Source organism: Niallia sp. WK069_GA_01, from assembly GCF_983173855.1.
In genome coordinates this window covers 4,792,089-4,815,618 of record NZ_OZ470138.1, presented here as the reverse complement: position 1 = coordinate 4,815,618, position 23,530 = coordinate 4,792,089, and the positions used below count along the sequence as shown (strand labels likewise).

General features: G+C 34.2%; 21 protein-coding genes and 1 pseudogene. 19 read left to right on the top strand and 3 right to left on the bottom strand.

Annotated features, from left to right (window positions below; translation table 11 throughout):
* Nucleotides 1-18: 18 nt before the first annotated feature.
* Nucleotides 19-195, bottom strand: a pseudogene (locus AC5LWL_RS22390) (dihydrodipicolinate synthase family protein); the annotation flags it as partial.
* Between the two features lie 568 nt (nt 196-763).
* Here AC5LWL_RS22390 and AC5LWL_RS22385 point away from each other — a divergent pair.
* The 4 genes from AC5LWL_RS22385 (at nt 764) to AC5LWL_RS22370 (ending at nt 5,840) form a co-directional block, all read left to right on the top strand.
* Complete coding sequence (locus AC5LWL_RS22385) at nt 764-2,011, top strand: MDR family MFS transporter (protein ID WP_493436352.1); 1,248 nt, start codon at nt 764-766, stop codon at nt 2,009-2,011.
* Nucleotides 2,012-2,082: 71 nt separating this feature from the next.
* Nucleotides 2,083-3,240: a cytochrome P450 gene (locus tag AC5LWL_RS22380; protein ID WP_493436351.1), complete on the top strand. Its 1,158-nt coding sequence runs from the start codon at nt 2,083-2,085 to the stop codon at nt 3,238-3,240.
* 138 nt (nt 3,241-3,378) lie between these two features.
* The gene (locus AC5LWL_RS22375; RefSeq protein WP_493436350.1) at nt 3,379-4,524 is read left to right on the top strand and encodes a hypothetical protein; all 1,146 of its coding nucleotides are present in this window, start codon (nt 3,379-3,381) and stop codon (nt 4,522-4,524) included.
* The gene (locus tag AC5LWL_RS22370; protein ID WP_493436349.1) at nt 4,521-5,840 is read left to right on the top strand and encodes a preATP grasp domain-containing protein; all 1,320 of its coding nucleotides are present in this window, start codon (nt 4,521-4,523) and stop codon (nt 5,838-5,840) included. The genes AC5LWL_RS22375 and AC5LWL_RS22370 overlap by 4 nt, the downstream gene beginning before the upstream one ends.
* A 396-nt stretch (nt 5,841-6,236) precedes the next feature.
* Here AC5LWL_RS22370 and AC5LWL_RS22365 read toward each other — a convergent pair whose 3' ends face one another.
* Complete coding sequence (locus AC5LWL_RS22365) at nt 6,237-6,524, bottom strand: dihydrodipicolinate synthase family protein (protein WP_493436348.1); 288 nt, start codon at nt 6,522-6,524, stop codon at nt 6,237-6,239.
* A 344-nt stretch (nt 6,525-6,868) separates the two neighbouring features.
* On the opposite strand from AC5LWL_RS22365, the gene AC5LWL_RS22360 reads away from it, so the two are divergent.
* From AC5LWL_RS22360 to AC5LWL_RS22305, 12 genes are all read left to right on the top strand, one after another.
* On the top strand, nt 6,869-7,492 hold the full coding sequence (locus AC5LWL_RS22360) for a sigma-70 RNA polymerase sigma factor region 4 domain-containing protein (protein ID WP_493436347.1): 624 nt from the start codon (nt 6,869-6,871) through the stop codon (nt 7,490-7,492).
* Nucleotides 7,489-7,653, top strand: a complete 165-nt coding sequence (locus AC5LWL_RS22355; protein WP_493436346.1) for a YvrJ family protein — start codon at nt 7,489-7,491, stop codon at nt 7,651-7,653. The genes AC5LWL_RS22360 and AC5LWL_RS22355 overlap by 4 nt, the downstream gene beginning before the upstream one ends.
* A gap of 1 nt (nt 7,654) precedes the next feature.
* The gene (locus AC5LWL_RS22350) at nt 7,655-7,894 is read left to right on the top strand and encodes a helix-turn-helix domain-containing protein (RefSeq protein WP_493436345.1); all 240 of its coding nucleotides are present in this window, start codon (nt 7,655-7,657) and stop codon (nt 7,892-7,894) included.
* Between the two features lie 368 nt (nt 7,895-8,262).
* The gene (locus AC5LWL_RS22345; protein WP_493436344.1) at nt 8,263-8,922 is read left to right on the top strand and encodes a sugar transferase; all 660 of its coding nucleotides are present in this window, start codon (nt 8,263-8,265) and stop codon (nt 8,920-8,922) included.
* Nucleotides 8,923-10,365 carry a teichuronic acid biosynthesis protein TuaB gene (gene tuaB, locus AC5LWL_RS22340; protein WP_493436343.1) on the top strand — a complete coding sequence of 481 codons (1,443 nt, stop codon included), beginning with the start codon at nt 8,923-8,925 and terminating at the stop codon, nt 10,363-10,365.
* 224 nt (nt 10,366-10,589) lie between these two features.
* Nucleotides 10,590-11,762 carry a teichuronic acid biosynthesis protein TuaC gene (tuaC, locus tag AC5LWL_RS22335; RefSeq protein WP_493436342.1) on the top strand — a complete coding sequence of 391 codons (1,173 nt, stop codon included), beginning with the start codon at nt 10,590-10,592 and terminating at the stop codon, nt 11,760-11,762.
* A gap of 262 nt (nt 11,763-12,024) precedes the next feature.
* A complete protein-coding gene (locus AC5LWL_RS22330; RefSeq protein WP_493436341.1) occupies nt 12,025-12,963 on the top strand; it encodes an NAD-dependent epimerase/dehydratase family protein in 939 nt (312 codons plus the stop codon).
* 22 nt (nt 12,964-12,985) lie between these two features.
* Nucleotides 12,986-14,434 carry a teichuronic acid biosynthesis protein TuaE gene (tuaE, locus tag AC5LWL_RS22325; protein ID WP_493436340.1) on the top strand — a complete coding sequence of 483 codons (1,449 nt, stop codon included), beginning with the start codon at nt 12,986-12,988 and terminating at the stop codon, nt 14,432-14,434.
* Entirely contained in the window at nt 14,431-15,114 is a 684-nt protein-coding gene (locus AC5LWL_RS22320) for a hypothetical protein (RefSeq protein WP_493436339.1), read from the top strand. Before tuaE ends, AC5LWL_RS22320 begins: the two co-directional genes overlap by 4 nt.
* The gene (gene tuaG / locus AC5LWL_RS22315; RefSeq protein ID WP_493436338.1) at nt 15,114-15,872 is read left to right on the top strand and encodes a teichuronic acid biosynthesis protein TuaG; all 759 of its coding nucleotides are present in this window, start codon (nt 15,114-15,116) and stop codon (nt 15,870-15,872) included. The genes AC5LWL_RS22320 and tuaG overlap by 1 nt, the downstream gene beginning before the upstream one ends.
* Before the next feature lie 15 nt (nt 15,873-15,887).
* Nucleotides 15,888-17,054, top strand: a complete 1,167-nt coding sequence (gene tuaH, locus AC5LWL_RS22310) for a teichuronic acid biosynthesis protein TuaH (RefSeq protein ID WP_493436337.1) — start codon at nt 15,888-15,890, stop codon at nt 17,052-17,054.
* Between the two features lie 643 nt (nt 17,055-17,697).
* On the top strand, nt 17,698-19,095 hold the full coding sequence (locus AC5LWL_RS22305) for a protoporphyrinogen oxidase (protein ID WP_493436336.1): 1,398 nt from the start codon (nt 17,698-17,700) through the stop codon (nt 19,093-19,095).
* 171 nt (nt 19,096-19,266) lie between these two features.
* On the opposite strand, the gene AC5LWL_RS22300 is transcribed toward AC5LWL_RS22305, so the two are convergent.
* Nucleotides 19,267-20,010 (bottom strand): TspO/MBR family protein, encoded by a 744-nt coding sequence (locus AC5LWL_RS22300; RefSeq protein ID WP_493436335.1) that lies wholly within the window; start codon nt 20,008-20,010, stop codon nt 19,267-19,269.
* 279 nt (nt 20,011-20,289) lie between these two features.
* Between AC5LWL_RS22300 and AC5LWL_RS22295 the strand changes: the two genes are divergently transcribed.
* From AC5LWL_RS22295 to dppA, 3 genes are all read left to right on the top strand, one after another.
* Nucleotides 20,290-21,864: a histidine kinase N-terminal 7TM domain-containing protein gene (locus AC5LWL_RS22295; RefSeq protein ID WP_493436334.1), complete on the top strand. Its 1,575-nt coding sequence runs from the start codon at nt 20,290-20,292 to the stop codon at nt 21,862-21,864.
* A gap of 215 nt (nt 21,865-22,079) precedes the next feature.
* Nucleotides 22,080-22,388, top strand: a complete 309-nt coding sequence (locus AC5LWL_RS22290) for a DUF3870 domain-containing protein (RefSeq protein ID WP_493436333.1) — start codon at nt 22,080-22,082, stop codon at nt 22,386-22,388.
* Nucleotides 22,389-22,696: 308 nt separating this feature from the next.
* Nucleotides 22,697-23,524, top strand: a complete 828-nt coding sequence (gene dppA, locus AC5LWL_RS22285) for a D-aminopeptidase DppA (protein WP_493436332.1) — start codon at nt 22,697-22,699, stop codon at nt 23,522-23,524.
* The last annotated feature ends 6 nt before the right edge of the window (nt 23,525-23,530 follow it).

Here is a 23,530-nt window from a genome sequence, read left to right as displayed (position 1 = left end):
TTAATCTAAAGCTTTTCATCATTCAAATGCTTCGAGAATCGCTGTTGCAGCTTCCTTTTCTGATTCATTTAAAGTGGACAGAGGATTGCGACAGATTCCTGCGTTTATCCCTTTTAAGGAAAATAAATACTTGATCGTCCGCAAGGCTCCTAAGTTGATAATAGCATTTCCTATAGGCTTAATTTTTATCATTTTGTTAGCAGCTTCATCCTAGCAATTAAACCCACAAGAAATTACAGTGAAAGATGGTCAAGAATCTACAAGAACAAAAAAATGAGCAAGATAAATACATTGAAGAAGAAATTAAATAAAAGAGACGAGCAGTTAATGTTGTCTTAAAAAAATCATTAGAAGAAAGAAAGGAAATAAATTCTACCAAAAAAGGTTTCTTTCGTGTTTTTTTTATAAATATCCTATTTAGTTATTTAATAGTACATTAAAGTACTATTAAAACGAAGGTGATAAGTATGAAGTTATTTACATGTCTTTTTAAATAACTTATGTATCTTTCTTTTAAAAGAAAAGCAAATAAAATATAAGCAAAGGGACCTTTAAATTTTGAAGGTCCCTTTGCTTATATTTTATACGAACGTGTGTTCTTTTGTTAGACCACACAAATTTAACAGTCTTATAACTGAATCTTCATATTATTAGTATATAAAAAAAATATATAAAAGTCTATTTTTTTTTAAAAAAACAATATATGGTTATCTATACCGATGAAATAATTATGTTATTACAAATATTAGGGGGAATGGATAACATGAAAATAAGTCAATGGGACATTAATTTGAAAATCAGATTATGCGGAGAAACTTTATTTAACTTACTTTATTGGATGTATTTTCCGTTTATTGCTATTTATTTTAGTAAATCTTTAGGGAATCATGTTGCTGGGCTGTTAATGACAATTCCACCGCTTTTTAGCATTATAGGAAATATTGTAGGAGGAAATTTATCTGATAAATTAGGAAGACGCTATACTATGTTGTTAGGTTCCCTAATACAAACAATTATGTTTGTGTTATTTTCATTATCAATTAACTACTGGATAGATTATATAGCGTTTTTAGGTATTAGTTTGGGAGGGGCTTTATATAGACCAGCAAGTTCAGCTATGGTTGCTGATCTAGCATTGGAAAAAGAAAGGAAAAAAATATTTGCAACCTTTATCACTGCTAAGAATATTGGTGCAGTTTTAGGTCCATCTCTAGGAGCAATATTCTTTTTTCAATATAGGAGTCAATTACTATGGGTATGTACATTAGTGATGTTTTTATATTCAATAGCTATCTATATAAAGGTTCACGAATCTCTTCCTAATTTTACAAAGAAAGAATTTAAAATGACTTCTATTCCAAATATTTTAAGAAGTGAGTGGAAAGGGTATGGCGGCATTTTATTAGATAGAGTTTTTATATTATATATTTTGGGAGGAGTTTTCGCTGTAATTACTACTATGCAGTTGGATCTCTATTTATCAATTTATGTAATAAATTATGTCCCAGCTCAAAATCTTATTAATTGGCATAACTGGACCTATATGCTTAATAGTAATGAAATTTTTGGGTGGATACTTGGTTTAAATGGTCTTTTATTTGTTTTATTTGTTATTCCAGTAACAAAATGGCTGAAAAATTGGGAAGATCGTAATGTTTTTATTCTTTCTTCTATTTTAGCTGGAGGAGGAATTTTTCTAGTTGGTTTAACGGAGAATATTTGGTTGTTATTTTTATTGACTATTATTTTTACCTTCGGTGAAATTGTTAGAGCTCCAGTATTAGAAAATTTTGTTAGTGACTATGCTCCAAAAGATGCAAGAGGAATGTATATGGGAGCCTCTAATTTACAATTTACAATTGGAAGGTTTTTTGCTCCTTTAACTGTGTTTTTATCAGAATGGATTAATCCTATTGGAATTTTTGGTATAATTCTATTTTTTGCCATTATCAGTGCGTTGATGTATATTCGGCTTTATAAAAGTGATAATTCTAAAAATTTAAACATTTAAAAAGGATTATGGTTTTTTTTGTCTAATATTATAATATATTGAAAAAATACAGATGGAAAAGAGGTTATTTAATGATTAGTGATGTAAAACCCCATTATAATCCTTTAGAACCTGATACACTTTTAAATCCTTATCCAATATATAAAAAACTAAGAGAAGAATTTCCTATTTTTTGGCATGAACAAATGAAATCATGGGTGTTAACTCGTCACGATGATTGTATGTATGTTTTACGAAATTCAAATTTGTTTGCAAGGACTAGAGGAGAAGTACCTAAAGTTAAACAAAATCTGCAATCATTAGATCCGCCGGAAAATGTGTCCCTGAAATCTCTTATGATGCGAGCATTTAATTCACAAGACATTGAAGACATACGTTATAGAGTTCGTAGTGTCATAGAAGAACAATTCAAAAAAAATTATAGGGAAACAGAATTTGATTGGATGAAAGAGGTTTCTGCGCCTTTATCTCTTACCCTTACATCCATATTGTTAGGCGTTGAAGAGCCAGACTTAGACTTGTATGTCGAAATATCTGACGCAATTGCACTTCAAATGGATTCAGGACTATCGCCTGAGAACTTTGAACCTGGTCAAAAAGCAAGAGAAAAACTTAATGGACTTGCCGATACGTGGTTTGCTTCAGAAGGGAATACAGGGATATTACCTTATATAAAGAAAAATAGCCAAAAGGCTAATGTTCCAATGCATTATATAAGAAATACTACTGGAACTATGTTTAATGCAAGTTTTGGAACTTTATACGCTATCTTTGGAAATGTTTTATTAACTTTATTAGATAACCCTAGTGTACTAGAACAATTTAAAAATGAAGATTTAATTGATTCTGGAATAGATGAGTTAATTCGTTTTGATGGCCCTGCTCAAGGAACAAGTCGTTTTGCTACTCAAACACTTACGCTTAGAGATACGGTAATTAAAGAAGGGGACATCGTATTAACATTACTTGCTGCTGCTAATAGAGATCCAGAAGCCTTTCCTAATCCAGATGAAATAATTCTTGATAGAAAAAAAAATAAACATTTAGGATTTGGGTGGGGACCACACAGTTGTGTAGGAACTATATTTGGAAAACTAGCAGTGCGTGAACTAGTCTTATCTTTATTATATAGCTCAAATAGCCTCAAGTTGGTGAGAACACCTACTAGAAGAAAAACGGCTACTGTTCGTTGTATAGACAAATTGCCTGTTACTTTTTTAGACAAGTAATATTATCGTCTTCATTAAAGGAGGTGACCAGGTCATGACATATGATCACTAGAATTAATATTAAGCATGAATCAGATATAGTTAAATTTTTTTGACTATATCTGATTATTCAGAAAAAATAATCAGGAGGGTATTTTGATGAAATTAAACAGTTATGATGATTGGTCTTCTCTTAAAGAAATTATTGTCGGATCTGCTTTTAATTATATATCACATGAGAGGGATCTTTCTTTTGATATATTCTTTCATGAGAATTTATTTAAATCTGATTGGGCGTACCCCCGATTAAATAGCTCTAATCTTCTTGAAAAAAACAGCTTAAAATTTAATATAAAAAAGAAGTATGTTGATGAACTGAATGAAGATGTAGAAAACTTAGTTGAAATATTGGAATCTCAGGGTGTTCGTGTACACAGACCAATTAATTTACCATATAACGTTAACAATATAGGTGGTTTTGGTTGGGAAAGTGCTCCTGTACCAGCTTTAAATGTACGTGATAATACATTAATTCTGGGAGATGAAATCATTGAAACACCTCCAGCTATAAGATCACGTTATTTGGAGACTAGATTATTGGCTCCTATTTTTATGAATTATTTTAAGCAAGGTGCTATTTGGACAACTATGCCTAGACCTATTTTAACAGATATGTCTTTTGATCAATCATACGCACGTGATTTAGAGACCACTCTTGGCGGACCAACTGAGGTAATTGAAAATCAAACTCCATCTCCATTTGATGTAGGTTTTGAGATGATGTTAGATGGGGCACAATGTTTAAGACTAGGCAAAGACATTATTGTTAATATTTCAAATGAAAATCACGCTTTGGCATGTGATTGGTTAGAAAGACATTTTAATAATAGATTCAGAATTCACCGCATTTATAGAATGAGTGATAACCATATTGATAGTATGTTATTAGCTTTGCGTCCTGGAGTTTTTCTAGCTAGACATGAAGGGATAAGAGATATGTTACCTGAACCATTTAATAAATGGAAAGTGATAGTTCCCCCTGAACCCAAAAAAGGTAATTTTCCAGTATATGATGATGGTGATTTATTGCTGACTAGTCCATACATTGACCTAAATGTATTATCTATCAACTCAGAAACGGTACTAGTTAATGAAGATTGTGTAGAGTTAATAAGAACGTTGGAGAATGAAAAATTCAATGTTATACCAGTAAGACATCGCCATAGAAGACTTTTTGGAGGAGGTTTCCATTGCTTCACTCTTGATACAGTTAGAGAAGGTGGTTTGGAGGATTATACTAAGTGAAAATAATAATTGGGAATCATATCGAACATTCAATTTTAAAAATGAGCAGTGATGATCGAATTTTTTCGCATAGAGCTATTTGGTTTGCTGAGGATGGAGATGTAATAATATTACCCGATGAACCAAATATAGATTATTTGAAGTATGTTACTTCTTTAACAGGTGTTAATTTTGAATCATTACAAGTTTTTGTTCCGCCTAATAATAGATATAATGGTAAACATTTTGATCCATACAGTTTAACTGATGATAAGTTCATAGACAAATTAACGTTTAATTTTGAAAAAGTAAAATATATATTTCCATTATGGCCATCTCCAGCGATAGCTAGATTTGCTGAAAAATTAAATTTAGAAGATCGCTTGATAGGAATAGATTTTATATCTCAAAATGGTGTTGAGTTGGTAAATAATAAAGCGTATTTTCGTGTGTTTGCAACGACAGCAGGAATTCCAATTGCGCGTGGAGAAGTTTGTCATGTAATAGAAGATGCTCACATAGCTTTAAAATCGCTATTGAAAAAAAAGGGTGCCGTAATGGTTAAACAAGCACATAATGGTGCAGGTGTGGGGAATGAGTTAGTTATAAATGATTTTAATTTAGATACTAACCATGTGGGAGCGAGAAACTTATATCGATTATCCTCGGAAGAAAAAACAATTGAAAACTATTTAAATAAACGTTGGGATTGGGCTTCTGTTCAGGGAAAAAGACCTGTTGTTATTGAAGAATATATACCAAACTCACAAACAATATATGCAGAATTCTTCTCTGATGATTCCGGTGTCCATAATACGGGTTCCGGTCGATTAGGTTACACAAATCAAAGATTAGTACAGGAAATTGCTCCATTACGAGGAATTCCAGAAAAATCATTATCTCAGTTACTTACTTATGGAAAAAAGCTAGCTTATTTTTATAATCAGATTGGATATCGAGGATATCTTTCTGCAGATGCTCTAATCGATGAATCAGGTAAAGTGATATTTACTGAAATGAATGCTAGAGTGGGAGGGTCATTACATATCTATGACTCAATTGCTAAAAGAGTTGTCAAAACAAGTGACTATCCTGAAAGAACAGTGGCACAGTATCATTCACCCAGTCATTGGGATCCAGTAAATTTCCAAGCTTTCATTTCTACTATTGAAAAATTAGGGATTAAATATGATCCTGTTGAAAGAAAAGGTGTGTTACTTTCATTACCTATAATACCTGAGGTAGGTAAATTCGCTTCATTTTGTATTGTGTATGAGAACGTCGATGAAGAAAAAAATATTACGACAAACTTGAAGGTAGTCTCAGTACCAAACTAAAGATATAACAAGTAATTTATAAGGAGCATTGATTTGTTATGAGTAATAATGTTCCAATAGAAAGCTTAGAGGAGAATGATATATATTGTATTAGTGATATTAATGAACACACAGGATATTGATAATTTTCTTAACAGATATCATTTTACTCGTGATATCTGTTTTATTATGACCAAATCTAAATTCGAGTAAGCTTAATGATAAGGTAATTAATTATTATTTTCAATATATGATTTTGGTTAAAATGGTACATTCAAGAAAGCGACACCACACGGTTTTCGCCTTTTTTGCTTTCCTTATGCTAGAATGATAAAAAATATACATTCATTTTATTGGTTTGAAAGGGTTGTTAAAAAGAGGGAACAGTATTATCTCAATAGTTTCATTACCAATTATTCAGCAGCAAGAGCGAGTGAAACGGCATCCTTTGTTTGAACAGCAGCTACACCGCCATAAAGACGCATTTCTTGCTTTGCAGCTTTTTTTCACTGCCGAAAAGAAGTCGCTTCGTTCTTGGATAGTCATAGAATGCTGTTCCCCTGTTGAACCGCTGATAAGTAATGCTGGAACTTCTTGGTTTTTATAATAGTTTAGTAAATCTGTAACACCATCTAAATCAATTTCTCCGTTAGATGAAAAAGGAGTAACCATTGCTACACTGAAGGGAATAAAGGGATTTTTCATGATTTCCTCCTATAAAAAGGGATTTTAGTATATTTTAAAGCATTGCTGGTTAACAAGAAAAGGATAAGTACTTGGGGGGTATCGATGCCGGAACCAACTAATGAATCCAATGTGTTGAAGCAAGCCTGTAGTTTAAGTGTAAAATATTTCTCCTTTAGGTTGTTATTTTCTTGATAAACTTGTCTTTATATAATAGAGAGGAGGAAATAAAATGGTAGATACAAAGGGAAAGAGAAGGGTATATATGGTATAATGAACAATAAGCGGGACTAATTATACATTGATTAGTTCTTTTTTTAGAAACTAAAACAGAACATACGTTCCTTATAAGAGGAGTTTTGTTAATGAATAAAAGAAAAGCAGGAGCAGAAACAAAGGTATTTAAAAAATTCAGGGAAGAAAATAGCCGTCTTTTTGAAAATGAAATCGTACAGGAATTTTTAAAAATAGAACATCATTATCAACTTTTAGTAGATGCTATTAATCATCCAACAAAAACGAATAAGGACAAGGTGGATATAGCTTTTAAAAAACATTATTTTACCATCCGTTTTACGTCCTATCTATCTAAATCAATTTATTTTAAGGCGGTAAATTTTCATCATAAACAAAACGTATACAAGTCGAGATATCCGTTGTTATTAGATGCAGAAAAAGAAATCGATGGAAATAGTACGTATAAAGATCAATTAGATGACAAAGAGTCAGAAATAGAACGATATGTGGAAAAAAGAGGCTTACGGGAGAATGTAGCAGAGTACGTGGAGGATCCATTGTTGTATAAAGCTATTCAGTCTTTAACGAATGCGCAACAAAATATTCTTTATTATGCATATGTACAAAAATGCAAGGACACAGATATAGCACTACAACTAAATAAGTCGCAGCAATATATATCGAAAACACATAAAACAGCTTTAAAACGGATTCATCAATTCTTACTTAAAAATGAAGGAGAAGATGCATGATGAATATAACAGAGTTAATACAGTGGATAACCGTTGTTAGTAATTTTGGTTTTCCGATTTGTTTATCATTATACCTACTAGTGAAAATTGATAAAAAGCTAGAAAACCTTCAACAATTCATTTTGGAAAAAGATCACTTAAAAGGAAAGGAGCATAGCTAATATGGGAACATTATATTCTTTAGTGAAGCAATCAAAAACAGATGGGCAAGCAATGGAAGAAGTGCTTCAACTATTCGAACCAAAAATGAAAAAAGCAGCTGCCAATACAACCTTCCATGAGAGAGAGGACTTATCCCAAGAACTGAAACTATTCGTAATAAATTGTTTATATATGTACGATGTGAATAACGTTCCTGGATTTTGGGAATTTAAAGATAAATTAAACGGAGAAAAAGGTTAGCAGCTTATTATCTTAAGTAAAACGAATTCACCGCCTGCGGACTATTCGAGAGGAGCAAAACCACTTTTCAAGGTATCCCTAAAAAACGCAAATCATTCTCGCTATTAATAGAAAACTTTTAAGCCCTTCTCTAGTAGAAGGCTTTTTTTTAGGTAAGAAACGATAAGTTTTTTCTGAAATGTGAAGTCTGTCTAGCTCCATTTAGCTGTAACACCTTTCAAAAGTAGAAATAATACAGATTTACATTCAATCAATGATTTTTTACAAACATTTACCATTCCTTTATATTTCATAAATAGTAGCTACATAATCTCGTCCTATACTGAATACAAAGAACTTGTCATTTATCAATCTACGAGGTGAGCATTATGCGTGCAGAAAAGAGTATTAATATCTTTCATGATTATTCAATCGTACAGGGTTCTAAAATAGCCTTACCTAAACAAGTTGAATATTATTTGTATGTAAAACGAGCACTGGATTTCATTTTAGCTACTATCGGAATTTTGGTTTCCATGCCGATCATTGTAGTATTTGCAGCATTAATTAGGATAGAAACACCTGGATCCCCTTTTTATATACAGCAAAGAGTTGGAAAGGGAGGACAGTATTTTCATTTGATTAAATTGCGTTCAATGAGAATAGATGCAGAAAAAGATGGTGCCAAATGGGCAGAAACAAATGATCCACGGGTTACAAAGGTAGGTGCTTTCATTCGGAAGACGCGGATTGATGAACTTCCCCAACTTTTATCCGTATTAAGAGGGGAAATGTCGATTATCGGTCCTAGACCAGAGAGACCTTGTTTTACAGCGAAGTTTGATAGGGAAATAGCTGGGTTTTCCAACCGACTAATCGTAAAACCAGGATTAACGGGATTGGCTCAAGTAAATGGTGGATATGATATTACACCAAAAGAAAAGCTGACATATGATTTGGAATATATCAAAACGTTAACCTTTAAATTGGAACTAAAAATATTGTTAAAAACAGTAAAGGTTATTTTAACAGGAGAAGGTGCACGTTAATTGCTTTCCATTAAATCGGAAATTAAGAAAGGTGCAAAGTGGACCAGCCTGTCTACCATTATTATTACACTAATTCAAATTGTTCAATTTTGGCTGCTTGGCAATACCTTAACGATACATGAATTTGGTTTGGTCGGTATGCTTACAACCATTATTATTTTTTCCCAAATCATATTGGATCTTGGATTAGGATCTGCCATTATTCAAAAAGAACAGGCATCCCACAGGCAATTGTCCACACTATTTTGGCTGAATTTGCTGTTAGGCGTTCTGTTGTTTATTGTTTTGCAGTTGGGCAGTAGAATTTTCGCAAGCTTTTTTCATGAGGATGCTTTAATTCCTGCTGTTAGGCTTCTTTCTTTTATGTTTTTAATTGCACCAATTGGCCAGCAGGCACAGTATTTAATGCAAAAAAAACTGTCTTTTCAACTAATAGGAAAACTGGAAACGATATCAGCAATTAGTAGTTTTTTATTGCTGTTACTGTTGTTATTTACACATATAGTCGCACCTATTATGGCTTTTGTACTTTCCCAAGTTGTTTTATATAGTTTAAAAGGAATATTGTACTATTGCTTCTACCGAAAGATATGGAAACCAAGCTTTGTTTTTGACATAAAGTGCTGCAAAGAATTTTTTTCCTTTGGCCTGTATCAGCTGTTGTCAAGAATGGTTAATAGAATCGGCAGCAATATGGATGTGTTATTGATAGGGAAATTTATGGGGATGGAAGCATTAGGAATTTATAACTTAGTGTATCAAATTGTAACAGTTCCCGTGCTGAAGATTAATCCGATTGTAACAAGGGTAGCCTTTCCAGTTTTTTCAAAAGTACAGCATGAAAAAAAACTGTTAGTAGACGGATTTTTATATATGACAAAATTATTGGCGCTTCTTTCCTTCCCATTATTAATCGGTTTATTTGCAGTAGCAGATTTGTTTATTGCAACTTTCTTTGGAAAAGAGTGGATGGATGCTGTTCCAATTTTAAAAATCATGCTAATTGTTGGCATTTTTCGAGTTTTAAGTAACCCGAATGGCAGTGTAATATTGGCGAAAGGAAAAGCAAATATCGCATTTTATTGGGATACTGCCGTTATGTTTTTATATGGATTTGCTCTATTTACAGCAGTATTAACCAATCAATTAGAAGTGGTGGCATGGACATATGCTGTTGTAAGTTTTGTTAATTTTCTAATGGGAAGATGGTTGTTAGCGTATTTAATCCACTTGCGATGGGGGGAGTATGTTAACGCTGTTGCAGTCCCGTTCTTATTGGCAATCGTAATTGCTTGTATTGCTTATCTAGTGAAATGGATCACCAGTTTTTATCATAACGGCACTATTTTCGTTTTATCACTATCTGTTGCGGCAAGTGCCCTTGTGTATATCTTGCTTTTGAAGAAATATTTACTTAAAGAGGTTGTTCAAAAAGTCCGGTAAAAATGACACGTCGAATTTCTTCGTTGGTCTGCTTTTCCGTTTCTCACGTATTAACTAGAGGTTCTTCCACTAAAAACACTCACGTCCTGTGAGCAACGTGGAAGTCATCATCCTGTGAAAGGGTGATGCTCAGGAGTAAACCGCCTCGAACTTCTCGGTCCTTTTATCCTCTATTTTGAACAAGCATTTAAAAGATTGCCATATTAATTAAAAGGAAGATGATCATGAACGTTTTATGGATTACAAGTGTTTATCCTAGTGAAGCTGAGCCTGGAAGCGGAGTATTTCATGAGACTCAAGTTCTTGCTTTAAAAAAATTAGGTGTAGAGGTTACGGTGATTTGTCCTGTACCATGCAACCCTCCTATTATTCGTCTAATAAAAAAGAAATATCAACAGTCAGGCTGCCCAGAAGTGTATAAACGCAATGGCATAACCGTATATAAACCAAAGTACAGAGCATATCCAGGGCAGCTTAGATGGTCCCAGCCACATAAAAGAATTGCAAATACGCTCTTACATATAATTGAAGCTGAAAAACTGAAATTTGATTTTATCCATGCTCATTTTGCAATGCCATCTGGTGGTGCTTGCAAAATAGTAGCGGAAAAATTGAAAAGATCATGGGTTTTAACCTTACATGGAAGTGATGTTCACGTTTATCCGACTTTTAGTAATAGTGCAAAAAAGATATTTCAACAAGCTGTTGCTTCGGCTGATCAGGTGATTGCAGTAGGCCAGCATTTAGCGGATGCAGCAAAAGAAAAAACAGGTAAAAAAAGCATCGTCCTTCCTATCGGCATTGATTTATCCAAATTTAAAATGTCTTCATCATCGAAAGATAGTATAAAAAAACGCCTGAGTCTGCCGGAAGATAAAAGAATTATTACCTTTGTTGGCAGATTAATAAAAGAAAAAGGAATATTTGAACTCGCAGAAAGTTTGGAAAATCTGCCTAAAGATGTCGTCATCTATTATATAGGAGATGGACCTGCTAAAGAATTATTACAAAAGCACCCTGAATATAATCATCGTCTATTCTTATTAGGTCAAATTCAAAATGATTTAGTCGTAGATTACTTGCTTGCTAGTGAGATATTTGCTTTACCTTCTTATACGGAAGGAATGCCGACCGTTGTAATAGAGGCAATTTCATTAAAGATACCTGTAGTTTGCACAAGTGTTGGAGGAGTCCCAGATCTATTTGGTAAGTTTAGGGATGTATTAATTGAACCTAAATCTGTTCAAAGTCTGGCAAAACGATTAAATGAGTATTTAGAAGGTCAATATGATATTCATGCTATATGTGAGGGCTTATACGATTATGTGCATCAATATTATGAAGCAGATAAAAATGCAAATCGCTTAAAACATCATTATTCAACGCTGCTTAGATAAGTGTTATAAGTGCGTGTTCAAAAAGGAGGATAAAAAGGACCAAGAAGTTCGAGGCGGTTTCACCTTTAGCATCACCCTTTCACAGGATGTGATGACTTCCACGTTGCTCACAGGACGTGAGCGTTTTTAGTGGAAGAACCTCTAGTTAATACGTGAGAAGCGGAAAAGCAAACCAACGAAGAAATTCGACGTGTCATTTTTACCGGACTTTTTGAACAACCTTTATAAGAAAAAATAACAAAAGATTTTAGGAGGATGAAGAATGAAAAAAGTGATCGTAACAGGTGGATCAGGTTTTATAGGCTCCCATATAGCAGAAGAGCTTCTTGCGGAGGGGTATAAAGTTATTGTTATTGATAATTTTTCTACCGGACATTACAGAAATATTGCTCATCTTCCCGTTGAGATATATCAATCCGATATTACCAATCCGAACATTATTGATTTTATTGCTTCATTAGAACCAGATTATATTATTCATCAAGCGGCACAAGTAAGTGTTGCGGAATCGGTGCACAATATTTTACACGATGAAAATGTAAATGTAAAAGGATCTCTGCATGTGATGAAAGCAGCTATAAAAGCATCTGTTCAAAAGTTCGTATTTGCTTCATCTGCTGCTGTTTATGGCAATCCGATGTTTTTGCCGGTTACAACGGAACATCCAACTATTCCGGAATCTCCTTATGGGTTGACAAAATTGACAGTGGAACAATACTTAAAACTTGCTAATAAGTTATATCAGCTGCCCTTTAGTATACTCCGCTACAGTAATGTTTATGGTCCAAGACAGGATGCAAAGGGAGAAGGTGGAGTTGTTTCTATTTTTGCAGAACGGATAAGTGAAAATAAACAGCTCACCATTTATGGAGATGGGGAGCAAACAAGGGATTTTATTTATGTAAAAGATGTGGCAGCTGCTAATGTGAAGGCGTTGCAAGCTGTAGAAAATATTTGTGTGAATGTGTCATCCAACACAGTTATTACCATCAATGAGCTTTTGGTTAAAATGAAAAGCGCTGCACTTGCAGATGAGCTGGACACAACGTATGAAACAGAACGGGCAGGAGATATTAGACACAGCGTATTATGCAATCAACAAACAAAAACGATATTAAACTGGACTCCTCAAACGAATATAGAAGCTGGTTTGAAGGAAACGCTTATCTATTCCAACAATAGGCTGCAAGCCCTAAAGTAATGGATGGAAGGATTTGAAACACATGGAAAGTAATCAATTGGTTCGCCAAACAATAGGTGCAGCCATCCTTCTGTTTCTTATTGTTGCCTGTTCCGTTGTATTATTTCACGTGGAGTTTACATGGTTGTTTTGTTTTTCAGCCTTATGGATTGCATTGCTGGCAATTGCCTTTTTACAAGAAATATTTACAGCAGAAGAGCAGATAAGAGGCATGATGTATGTATTAGTGGCAGCCACTTTTCTTAACCAATCTATTTTTAGTATAAATATTGATTTTTTTACATTGTTTTTTTATCGAATCATGTTGATCATAACGGCAGTTTTTTATCTTGTATATGGTATTAAGGAAAAGAAACTAGTGAAAAATTTTCAGCAGTTTCCATTGAAGGGTGTTTGGTTATTTTTATTTTTATGGTTTTCGTATGGAATCATTTCGATTCTTTGGGCGAAATCTGTATTGGATGCAGTAAAGTATATGATGCTGCTAGGGATTGGCATGCTGTTTGTATATTTAGCGAACATGCTTTTTACAAAAGTATCCTATCTGCTTATTTTTTACGGGATATGGCTGAGCATGACAGCAGTTTTATTGGCTCTGGGATTGATTAATCATTTTATGAAAATTCAACTGTCAAGCTCTAGCCTTTATGGCGCACCCGACTATAAGCTTGCTTACCCAACAGCCGTATTTTTTAATCAAAATGATTTTGCTGTCTTTTTAAGTATTTCCTTCTTTTTGTATATGGCTGCTGCAAGAAATACACAAAATGTTTGGATCAGAAGAGGTTCCTTCCTGCTGGGTTGTATTTCTGTTTATATCATTTATTTAACAGATTCCCGGGCTAGTTTGTTAGCCGTTATTACAGGCATCCTGATTTATTTATTTTTACTGTTAAACAAAAGAATAAAAAAAATAACGCTGATTTTGTCTGCCATTTTTTTTCTTCTTGGACTGCTTATCATTATTCCAGAAGTGATAAATAAAATGAATGAATGGGCAATTATGTCAGCGGGTTATACAAGGACAGAGACTTTGCCATCTAATCTTGCGAGAGTAAATCTATTGAAAAATACTTTTTATTATGTGCTAGATACATATGGTTTAGGAGTAGGGGCAGGAAATATCCCTTATTATTTGGAAAAATATCCGATATTTCCTACTGGGAATGTGTGGCAGGTGCATAACTGGTTTGCGGAAATTATCGGTAATTTCGGAATCTTTATCTTTTTGGGCTATATCAGTTTGATTTTCTATATCTGCGTTTCTTTTTATAAACTACATGAGATTGTCCGTAAGCCAACACACAAAATGTTAATAGAGGCATGCTTAACTGCTCAGATTGCGTTTCTCCTTTCCAGCATCAGTCCAAGTTCTGTCAGCAACCTTTATTTTCATTGGGTATTTCTAGGATTTGCGCTTTCTACCATAGCGGTACTCAAAAAAGAAACAAAGGAGTATGTTCTATTATGACGGAAATAATGGTTAAGGTAGCCGAACGTATAAAAAAGAGAATATGGGTATGTGTAGGATTCATTTTTATATGTAGTCTGATTGGGGCAATTCTCCCTTTTGGAAAAGAACATAAAAGTTTTACTGCAGAAGCGGATATAGAGTTGGGAAGCTATGAAAATGCTTCTTTTAATCAGGTAGGGAATGTTATACAGATGATAACGAATAAAGCTTTTTATAATCAATATATAGAAGATAATTGGTTTGAAACAAAAAACACTTCCCTCTTAGTCACCGCAGGGGCAAATAGTGTTGTTCATTTATCGTATACAAATTCTAGCAAAGATGAATCATTAGCAGACTTAACAAAGATTGTTACTGCTTTCTTAACAGCAGATAAAGAGCATTTTTCTGAAAAGGAATCCATTATTCAAGAAAACATTAATGCTTTAGGACAAATCAAAGCAAGCTCTGATACAGCTGTTGACAAGCAGCGCTTTTTATATGAACTGCAAAATACCAAACTATCTATTATGCCTGCTTCGATAGTAAAAGATGTAACGCTGTTAGAGGAAGGCAGGACATTATCTGCAAAGGATAGAGGCGTGTTAGGAGCTTTGTTAGGAATCACTTTTAGCTTTATTTGGGTGATTGTACCGATAAGGAAGACGAGTAATTCCGTTAGAGAGGTGTCTCGCTGATGAAGTATGATAATGAATTAGTGTCAATCATTATGCCTTCTTATAATAGCCGAGATTCTATCCAGGAAAGTATTCAATCCATTTTAGAACAAACGTATGAAAACTGGGAATTGATTATTGTGGATGACTGCTCGACAGATGGAACACAAAGGTTGCTGCAAATGCTTGCAATGAAAGAAAAGCGAATCCAAGTTTTCTGTGAAATAGAAAATGGAGGAGCAGCAGTTGCCAGAAACAAGGCATTGCTGCATGCCAAAGGAAGATATATTGCCTTTTTAGACAGTGACGATAAATGGAAGCAAAATAAATTAGCGGTTCAGCTCACTTTTATGAAGGAGCACCAGCATGCCTTTACGTTTACAGCATATGAGTATATCTCGGCTGAGGGGGTTCCTTTAGGAAAAACAGTGTGTGCACCAAAGATGGTTTCTTATCAAGATATGTTAAAAAACACGATTGTTGGCTGTTTAACCGTTGTTGTCGATCGAAAGCAAACTGGACCCATAAAAATGCCGAATATACGAACACGGCAAGACCTGGCAACATGGTTAGGCATCTTAAAAAAAGGATATAAGGCATTTGGTATAAGTGAAGTATTGGCAGAATATCGAGTTGGGAATCTATCCATCTCCGGCAATAAGTGGAGGGCAGCTCAAAAAACTTGGTATGTTTATCGTCAAGTGGAAAAATTGAATCTATTAGAAGCAACATGGTGTTTTTCCCACTATGCCTTTCATGCCGTCCGCAAAAGACTATAAAGAAGGGGTATAGGGATGAAAACAATTCATGTAGTTGTAGCAACTGGAGAATGGACAAGAGATTCGCTGCGCTATCGCAGACATCGTCTTGCGGAGTACCTGCAGAAACAGCAAGACACGGAAGAAGTTATTTGGTTATATCCATCTTCAAAAGATAAACGCAAGCCAAAAAAGCTGCTAAATGGTCTGACACAATGGCCACTAACAGATGCAGGAAAAAATAAACTCTTTCGTTTCAGTCGGTTTCTTGCGTTTTTTTATCAAAAAAAACTGGATACTCTCGTTGCTTATTTAGAAAAAAGGAAGCAAGGATGTCAACTAGTGCTTTGGTATACCTATCCTGCTTATGCGAATCTTTCTGAACGTTTTTCATGGGATAATATCATCTATGATTGCAGTGATTTGTGGGCACAACCAATTAGTGGAACTCAATCATTTTTAATGGCTGTAAGACAAAAATTAATTTATCGCAGCGAAGAAAAAATTATTCAACAGGCAAAACATATAACTTGTACTTCGCTTTATTTATTTAATCAAATACAAGAACGAGTGCCAGAAAGCAAGCGGGACAATGTGTATACATATGAAAATGGAGTGGAGTTTGCCTCTTTTCAAATAAACGAAAAAGCGAACACTATTCTTCCAGATTATGCAAAAGGCACAGTGTTTGGTTATATTGGTGGAATTAAACCAAAATTGGATTTTGACTTGATAAAAAAAGTCGCCCAACAAAAAAAGGACTGGTTTTTTTTATTTGTAGGACCGGATGGAACAAATGGCTCTGCGGATTTTCAGCAATTATTGCAAGAAAAGAATGTATGGTGGACAGGAAGCATTCCAGCTCATATCGTCCCAACCTATATGAATACAATTGATATAGGGATAATGCCTTATAAGCCATCACTTTATAATAAAGCTATTTTTCCTCTTAAATTGTTTGAGTTCTTGGCAGCAGGGAAAGCAGCAGTTGGAGTGAATTTACCATCAACAGACTCGTATAAAGAGGCTGGTGTATATTGTTCAATCGATACTAGTGATAGTCAAGTTTTTATTCAAGCCTGTGAAGCGATGGAGAAGCACATAGATAATAAAGAAAGGAGGAATAGAAGGATAGAATTGGCAAAGACAAAGGATTGGGATACAATCTTTACAGAAATAGTAAAGCGTGTTTCCGTTAGATAGGAAAAAGCAGCCTTTTATCGTGCAGATAGGCTGCTTTTTTGAATGATATAGAAGGAAAAGGGTTCGGTATTTTGTTCATGAACGTCAATGGGGTATAATTATTAGAGTCTAATTAAGTGGTATTTATTAATCGTCTTTTTTGTATTCCGACTAAAACTCAAGAAATCTGCTTCTTCTCATATGCCATGGTGCAATTTGGTTGTATGGATGGCTACATTGAAAAGAGGCGCGTCGTCCGCAGCCGGAATACACTTCGCTTTCCGTGGGGCGAGCGGTGAGCCTCCTCGCAGCATGCTCCTGCGGGGTCTCACCTGTCTCGCAAATCTCACAGGAGTCTTCGTGTATTCCGTCTGCTCCCTGCTTATAAAACTCAAGAAATCTGCTTCTTCTCTTTTGTCATGATGCAAAAATTTTTCCGCGGGTGTCTACCCTGGAAAAAGTAAGTAAATGAAAAATGAATCTCCTTTCTTAATTGCTCAAATCCTAGTTGTATTTTTATATAGAATGAGATGTAACTGCGAAGGTTTAGTTAGTAGCAGATTATAGGTAAATGTGAACAAATATACACAAAAAACTAGCTGTTAATCTTTATAGAAAATGGGATAATGACCCTAATATATACAGAATTTTGAGGTGAATTTAATTGAAAAAAATCGTTGTTGTAGGTGGAGGAATAACGGGTTTATCTACTATGTATTATTTGCAAAAATTAAAACAAGCCAATAATTTACCTGTTGAGCTTCTTTTGGTAGAGGAAAAAGAAACTTTAGGCGGAAAAATCCATTCGATTGAAAAAGATGATTTTATTATGGAAACTGGTGCAGATTCGATTGTTGCCAGAAACAAAAATGTATTGCCTTTTGTGAAGGAGCTTCAATTAGAAGACGAGCTTGTATATAATGCGACAGGAATCTCTTATATTCACACAAAAGATCAGCTTTTAGAAATTCCAAAGGATTCTATTTTTGGAATACCAATGAGTTTGGATTCCTTATTTTCCAGTGAGCTTGTCTCAGCAAGAGGAAAGATAGAAGCATTAAAAGATCTCTTTAAACGAAATAAACAGTTTACAAAAGAAACATCAATAGGTGAATTTTTAGAGTATTTCTTTGGAAAAGAGTTAGTGGAAAAACAAATTGCCCCAGTGTTGGCAGGTGTTTATTCTGGGAGCTTAAATACATTAACAATGGCATCGACACTTCCCTTTTTATTGGATTATAAAAATGAGTTTGGAAGCATTGTTCAAGGATTGGCTAAAAATAAAAGCAGTTTTCAATCTGCAGCAAATAAAAAATTTATTTCCTTTAAAAATGGATTATCAACTATTATTACTCGCTTGGAGGAAGTATTAACAGATGTAACCATTATCAAAGGGGTACAAACAACGAAAATAAGAAAAGAAAATCGTAAATATACGCTCACCTTTTCGAATCATCAAGATATAGAAGCAGATTCTGTGATTTTATCAACACCACATGATGTGTCACAGCAGCTGTTATGTCATGATAAGCTAGATTCTGACTTTAATAAACTGAAAAATTCCTCTAACATAACGATGTATTTAACGTATGATGTTCCAGATAAAGTGCTTCCTAAAGAGGGAACAGGTTTTATTGTATCAGAGGATAGTGAATTAACATGTAATGCATGTACATGGACAAGCAGAAAATGGAAACATACATCAAAACATAATCAATTACTTTTAAGAGTATTTTATAAAAAATCGAATCCAGCTTATGAGCATCTTAATGGATTAACGGAAGAAGAACTCGTGAATGTAGCAGGAAAAGACATCGAAAAAAGTCTTGGCATACAAACAAAACCAACAGGCTATAAGATTACGAAATGGAATAACTTAATGCCCGTGTATTCTTTACAGCATAAAGAGGCGGTTGAATGTTTAACTACTAAATTGGCGGATTTTTATCCAGATATATTCTTGGCAGGATGCTCCTATTACGGAGTAGGCATCGCCGCTTGTATTGCAAACGGAGAAGCAACAGCAGAAAAAGTAGCCAACACCATCCTGCAGAAAATTTAACAAACTAAAAAAACAATCAAAGTAGAAGGTACTATACAACCTTATAAGACTAGTCTTTGACTCGTTTTGTAAGTTTTTTTGTGAACTTTCACTATTTATAGCACAGAGCAGCCAGCATGCATACACGGAGACTCCTATGAGAAAGGCGAAGTGTATTATGCAGGCTGTGGACTATTTCAAATGAACAACGCCTTTTTTCTTCTCCAATGAAGGAAAGAAATTAAAAATAAACAAACCAACTGCTAATACATATGCCGTATAAGCAACAAGAGGAAAATGCTCCATATTCTTTATGCCAATCGCAATAAACGACCATATGATCACAAGAGAATAAAGCCAGTCCCTTTCCCTAATACGAAAATAGATGCAAAAAGCTGCAGTCAAACATAATAAAAAAATGGTCCATATCGTATCCGAAACAGAAAAAACATTCCATCCTCGGTGCTTAACGTAATAGTTAATGTTCACAAGACTTGCAACACTAATCCATCCAAAATAAACAGAAAAAGCAAAATAAGCAAAAAAACGCCTAGAATAGAATTTGATCTTTTTATACAACAATAGCAAAACAATAAATAAAAAAATCATAATGATAACAGATAATGCAATTTGTTCATAATGCCAAACAATAATCCAACAAGCATTAAATAAACAACTTAGCACAAATAAAAAAGAGGTTTTTGTATATACTGGAGAATTCCGCTTGTTTCTTGGAATCTCTCTTACTAGCCAAATCCCTATCATCGCATAAATGAACCCCCAAATCATAAACGCATATGGTGCTGGAGTAATTAGTACATTTAGTTTGTTGGATATTTCACCTGTTGTATGCCCATTCAGTGGGATAAGATTGGCTAGTGCATTTACTCCTACCATAATGAAAAAGGCACTAAGATTTAAGATAAAAAGCTTCACGAATTTCTCCCTTCCTATCAAGATTCTTTTCCTTATATTCCACAATAGGGCATTATCTAATCCATTTACTCAGTAGTGTTTCTTCTAACGACAAGCAGAAAAGAAATAGTGAAGAATTTCCTTCGCTCATTAATGCTTGAAAAAAGGAAGAAAATCACTTTTTTGCTAGTAAGCCGGATTAACCACTATTATAATAATAGAAAGAGAGAATTAGTTCTTGATGATTAGAAAGAATTCTTCCTTTTAAACAATTATTAATGGGTGAATTGAGGCTTAAAAATGGATCACGTTATTATGATTTATATTGTTGTGATGTCTCTAACAGGTGTTTTTCAAGTTATTTTAGGAATAATTGCCTATTGGAATAGACATATCTTTGAAGGGACAAAAACTTTTGTTTGGTTATCGGCGTTTTCTGCCATTTATTCTTTTGGGCATGCTTTAGAACTGACCAGTACCACAATGGATGGTGTTATGTTTTGGGTAGTATTTCAGTATATTGGAATGCCTTTTTCTGCTCCTGCAACGCTGATTCTTGTTTTACAATATATTGGACTAGCGAAGCTTGTAAACAAGAAGACTTATAGTTTCTTTTATCTTATTCCTGCCCTTTCCTTTATCCTGATAGCTACAAATGAGTATCATCATCTTTTTTATAAAGCAACAGAACTAACCTATGTGAAGGGAACCGCACTGTTAAATATAACAGTTGGCCAATGGTATATTGTGCACGGCAGCTATACATTCGGCACGCTTTTTATTGGTGCTCTCCTTCTAGTATGGTATTGGGTGAAAACAAAATCTAAACATTGGAAGCAAATATTGACTCTAATAATAGGGATTATACTGCCAGTAACGGCATCCCTCTCTTATTTAGTAGGTATAACACCAAAAGGAATAGATCCCGTTCCAATTGTCATGTTTTTTACGTCTAGTATGTATTTATGGGCAATTATTTCTACTCATTGGCTAGTCGTTAATCCGATAGCAAAAGATTATATCTTTGAAAGTATGAGAGATGGTGTTATTGTACTGGATCTTTCCAGTCGAGTTGTAGAATTTAATTCGTTGGCAAAAGAACTATTTCCTTATTTAAATATCAGCCAAGAGATAAAAAAAGTAGACTTCATCGATAAAAAGATACTTTATTCACTTGAACGATTGAAAGGATCTCCAGTTATAACAGAAATAAAATATTCCGACTTAAATGAGATGAAATATTTTCAAGTGAAAATTTCATCTGTTAGTAAGCGTAAAGGGGAAATTGTAGGAAGCATCATCGTATTAATAGATATTACAGAGCATAAAAAATTAGAAAAGCAATTACAGCAGCTTGCATATACGGATGGATTAACGAACATATATAACCGAACCTATTTCTCTGAACAAGCAAAAAAATTGACTATAAATTCATTACAATCACAACAGCCTGTTTCATTTATTTTATTTGATATTGATCATTTCAAAATCATTAATGATCATTATGGGCATGCGTGCGGGGATAAAGCCATAAAACATATTGCATCTGTCGGGAAAAAAATCCTTGATAATAAAGGGATTTTTGGTAGATATGGGGGTGAAGAATTTGTCATTTGTTTACCCGATTTTTCATTAGAACAAGCGGGAATGTTTGCTGATGAATTAAGAACAGCAATTGAAGGAAGCTTGTTTTATGCTGGGGATAAAGCACTAAAGATGACAGCAAGCTTTGGAGTAGCGTCTATAGATTGTTCTAACCGATTAGAAAAGGTAGACGAACTGATTAATAAAGCTGACCAAGCTTTATATGCTTCTAAAAAGAACGGTAGAAACATGGTTTATGTAGCAGAAGGTGCAGAGATGAGAAAAATATGATTTTTTCAAGCAAGCTTCTACCAAACTAGTGATTTAAATAAAGTATGTTAGAAAATTTAACATCTATTGTTAAAAAAATCAGAAAATACGTAAAAAATGATTGCGAAAAGCAATAGCCTGTATTACAATTTTTATAAGGCATATGCATTATAATGAATATTTATGTTAACCCATAAATACCTCATATAATACCCGTGTGCAGCAGGAGGACTTTTATGTATAATCCTAATACTGTTTATGTTATTGGTGAGAGTAAAACATCTTCCAATAATGCTATTATGCAGCAATATAACGGTTTTTTTATTGCCCTTATTATTGATAAATCAACGAATAAGATAGTAGATGCTGAGTGTTCCTCTACCATCGATTTAACTTCAGCCTTTATCAAATCTATCTTAATAGGATATTCTATTTTTGATATTGATTTAGTATTAAAGGAAATTGAAACACGCTATTTTGGTTCATCTCAAAAAGCGGTAATGGTTGCTTTTAAAAATGCTTATCTAAAATATAAACAAATATAAATGAAAACTGCTTTTTCTGTTATACGCAGAGAGAATCCAGTTGATAGAGAGTAAATATATTCTCTGTCAACTGGATTTTTTTATTTAAAAGGTAAGAAAGTATAAGATTTTTGAATTCTGATAAGTGTCTAGCTTCGCCATACAGGATGTTGCGTATTTAGTCGATTTTCTTTTTTTACGCGCATTTAGCCGGCCAGAGAACATTTTTCTTCGGAGCTGAACAAGGCGTTTGCCTTTCTCTTATAAAATAACAGAATTTTCAATCTAGATGTATAATAATAATTACTAATATATAGGAGGTTAATGAAGTGAAAAAATTATATATATCCGTTGATATGGAAGGAATTACAGGTTTAATCGACCACACTCAAGTAGATTCAGGCAAATTAAATTATGACCGCAGCCGAATTATCATGACAGATGAAGCGAATTATGTCGTCACAAGTGCTTTTGACAATGGAATGGAAGAAGTAATCGTAAATGATAGCCATAGTAAAATGAATAATTTGCTTATTGAAAGATTGCATCCCAAAACGAAGCTAATTACCGGTGATGTCAAGCCGTATTCTATGGTACAAGGTTTGGATGATACTAATGACGGTGCAATTTTTGTAGGATATCATGCTCGTGCCTCTACTCCTGGCGTGATGACACATAGCATGATTTACGGTGTACGACATATGTACATAGATGATGTGGTTGTTGGAGAGTTAGGGTTTAATGCATTTGTCGCAGGCTATTTTGGCGTTCCTGTTTTAATGGTTGCTGGAGATGACCAGGCGGCGAAAGAAGCGGAAGAGCTTATTCCTAACATTACAACAGCGGTAGTAAAAGAAAGTATTTCCCGGTCAAGCGCACTTTCATTAACACCTAAAATGGCAGGGGAGCTGTTAAAGGAAAAAACAAAACTTGCTTTAGAGAAAAGGGATCAAGTGCAGCCACTGGTTCCACCTGAAAATCCATTGCTGCGAATTGAGTTTGCCAATCATGGTCAAGCGGAATGGGCTAATTTAATGCCTGGGACAGAAATAGAATCAGGAACAACCGTTGTTCGATATCAAGCAAAAAATATTCTTGAAGCGTATCAAGCAATGCTTGTTATGACCGAATTAGCGATGCATACAACATTTTGTTAGGAGTGT

Coding starts and splice junctions, on each gene's coding strand:
- AC5LWL_RS22385 (WP_493436352.1), top strand. CDS start 764: ATGAAAATAAGTCAATGGGACATTAATTTGAAAATCAGATTATGCGGA.
- tuaH (WP_493436337.1), top strand. CDS start 15,888: ATGAAAACAATTCATGTAGTTGTAGCAACTGGAGAATGGACAAGAGAT.
- AC5LWL_RS22290 (WP_493436333.1), top strand. CDS start 22,080: ATGTATAATCCTAATACTGTTTATGTTATTGGTGAGAGTAAAACATCT.
- tuaG (WP_493436338.1), top strand. CDS start 15,114: ATGAAGTATGATAATGAATTAGTGTCAATCATTATGCCTTCTTATAAT.
- AC5LWL_RS22350 (WP_493436345.1), top strand. CDS start 7,655: ATGGGAACATTATATTCTTTAGTGAAGCAATCAAAAACAGATGGGCAA.
- AC5LWL_RS22345 (WP_493436344.1), top strand. CDS start 8,263: ATGCGTGCAGAAAAGAGTATTAATATCTTTCATGATTATTCAATCGTA.
- AC5LWL_RS22360 (WP_493436347.1), top strand. CDS start 6,869: ATGAATAAAAGAAAAGCAGGAGCAGAAACAAAGGTATTTAAAAAATTC.
- AC5LWL_RS22380 (WP_493436351.1), top strand. CDS start 2,083: ATGATTAGTGATGTAAAACCCCATTATAATCCTTTAGAACCTGATACA.
- AC5LWL_RS22330 (WP_493436341.1), top strand. CDS start 12,025: ATGAAAAAAGTGATCGTAACAGGTGGATCAGGTTTTATAGGCTCCCAT.
- AC5LWL_RS22365 (WP_493436348.1), bottom strand. CDS start 6,524: ATGAAAAATCCCTTTATTCCCTTCAGTGTAGCAATGGTTACTCCTTTT.
- tuaE (WP_493436340.1), top strand. CDS start 12,986: ATGGAAAGTAATCAATTGGTTCGCCAAACAATAGGTGCAGCCATCCTT.
- AC5LWL_RS22355 (WP_493436346.1), top strand. CDS start 7,489: ATGATGAATATAACAGAGTTAATACAGTGGATAACCGTTGTTAGTAAT.
- tuaC (WP_493436342.1), top strand. CDS start 10,590: ATGAACGTTTTATGGATTACAAGTGTTTATCCTAGTGAAGCTGAGCCT.
- AC5LWL_RS22295 (WP_493436334.1), top strand. CDS start 20,290: ATGGATCACGTTATTATGATTTATATTGTTGTGATGTCTCTAACAGGT.
- AC5LWL_RS22375 (WP_493436350.1), top strand. CDS start 3,379: ATGAAATTAAACAGTTATGATGATTGGTCTTCTCTTAAAGAAATTATT.
- AC5LWL_RS22320 (WP_493436339.1), top strand. CDS start 14,431: ATGACGGAAATAATGGTTAAGGTAGCCGAACGTATAAAAAAGAGAATA.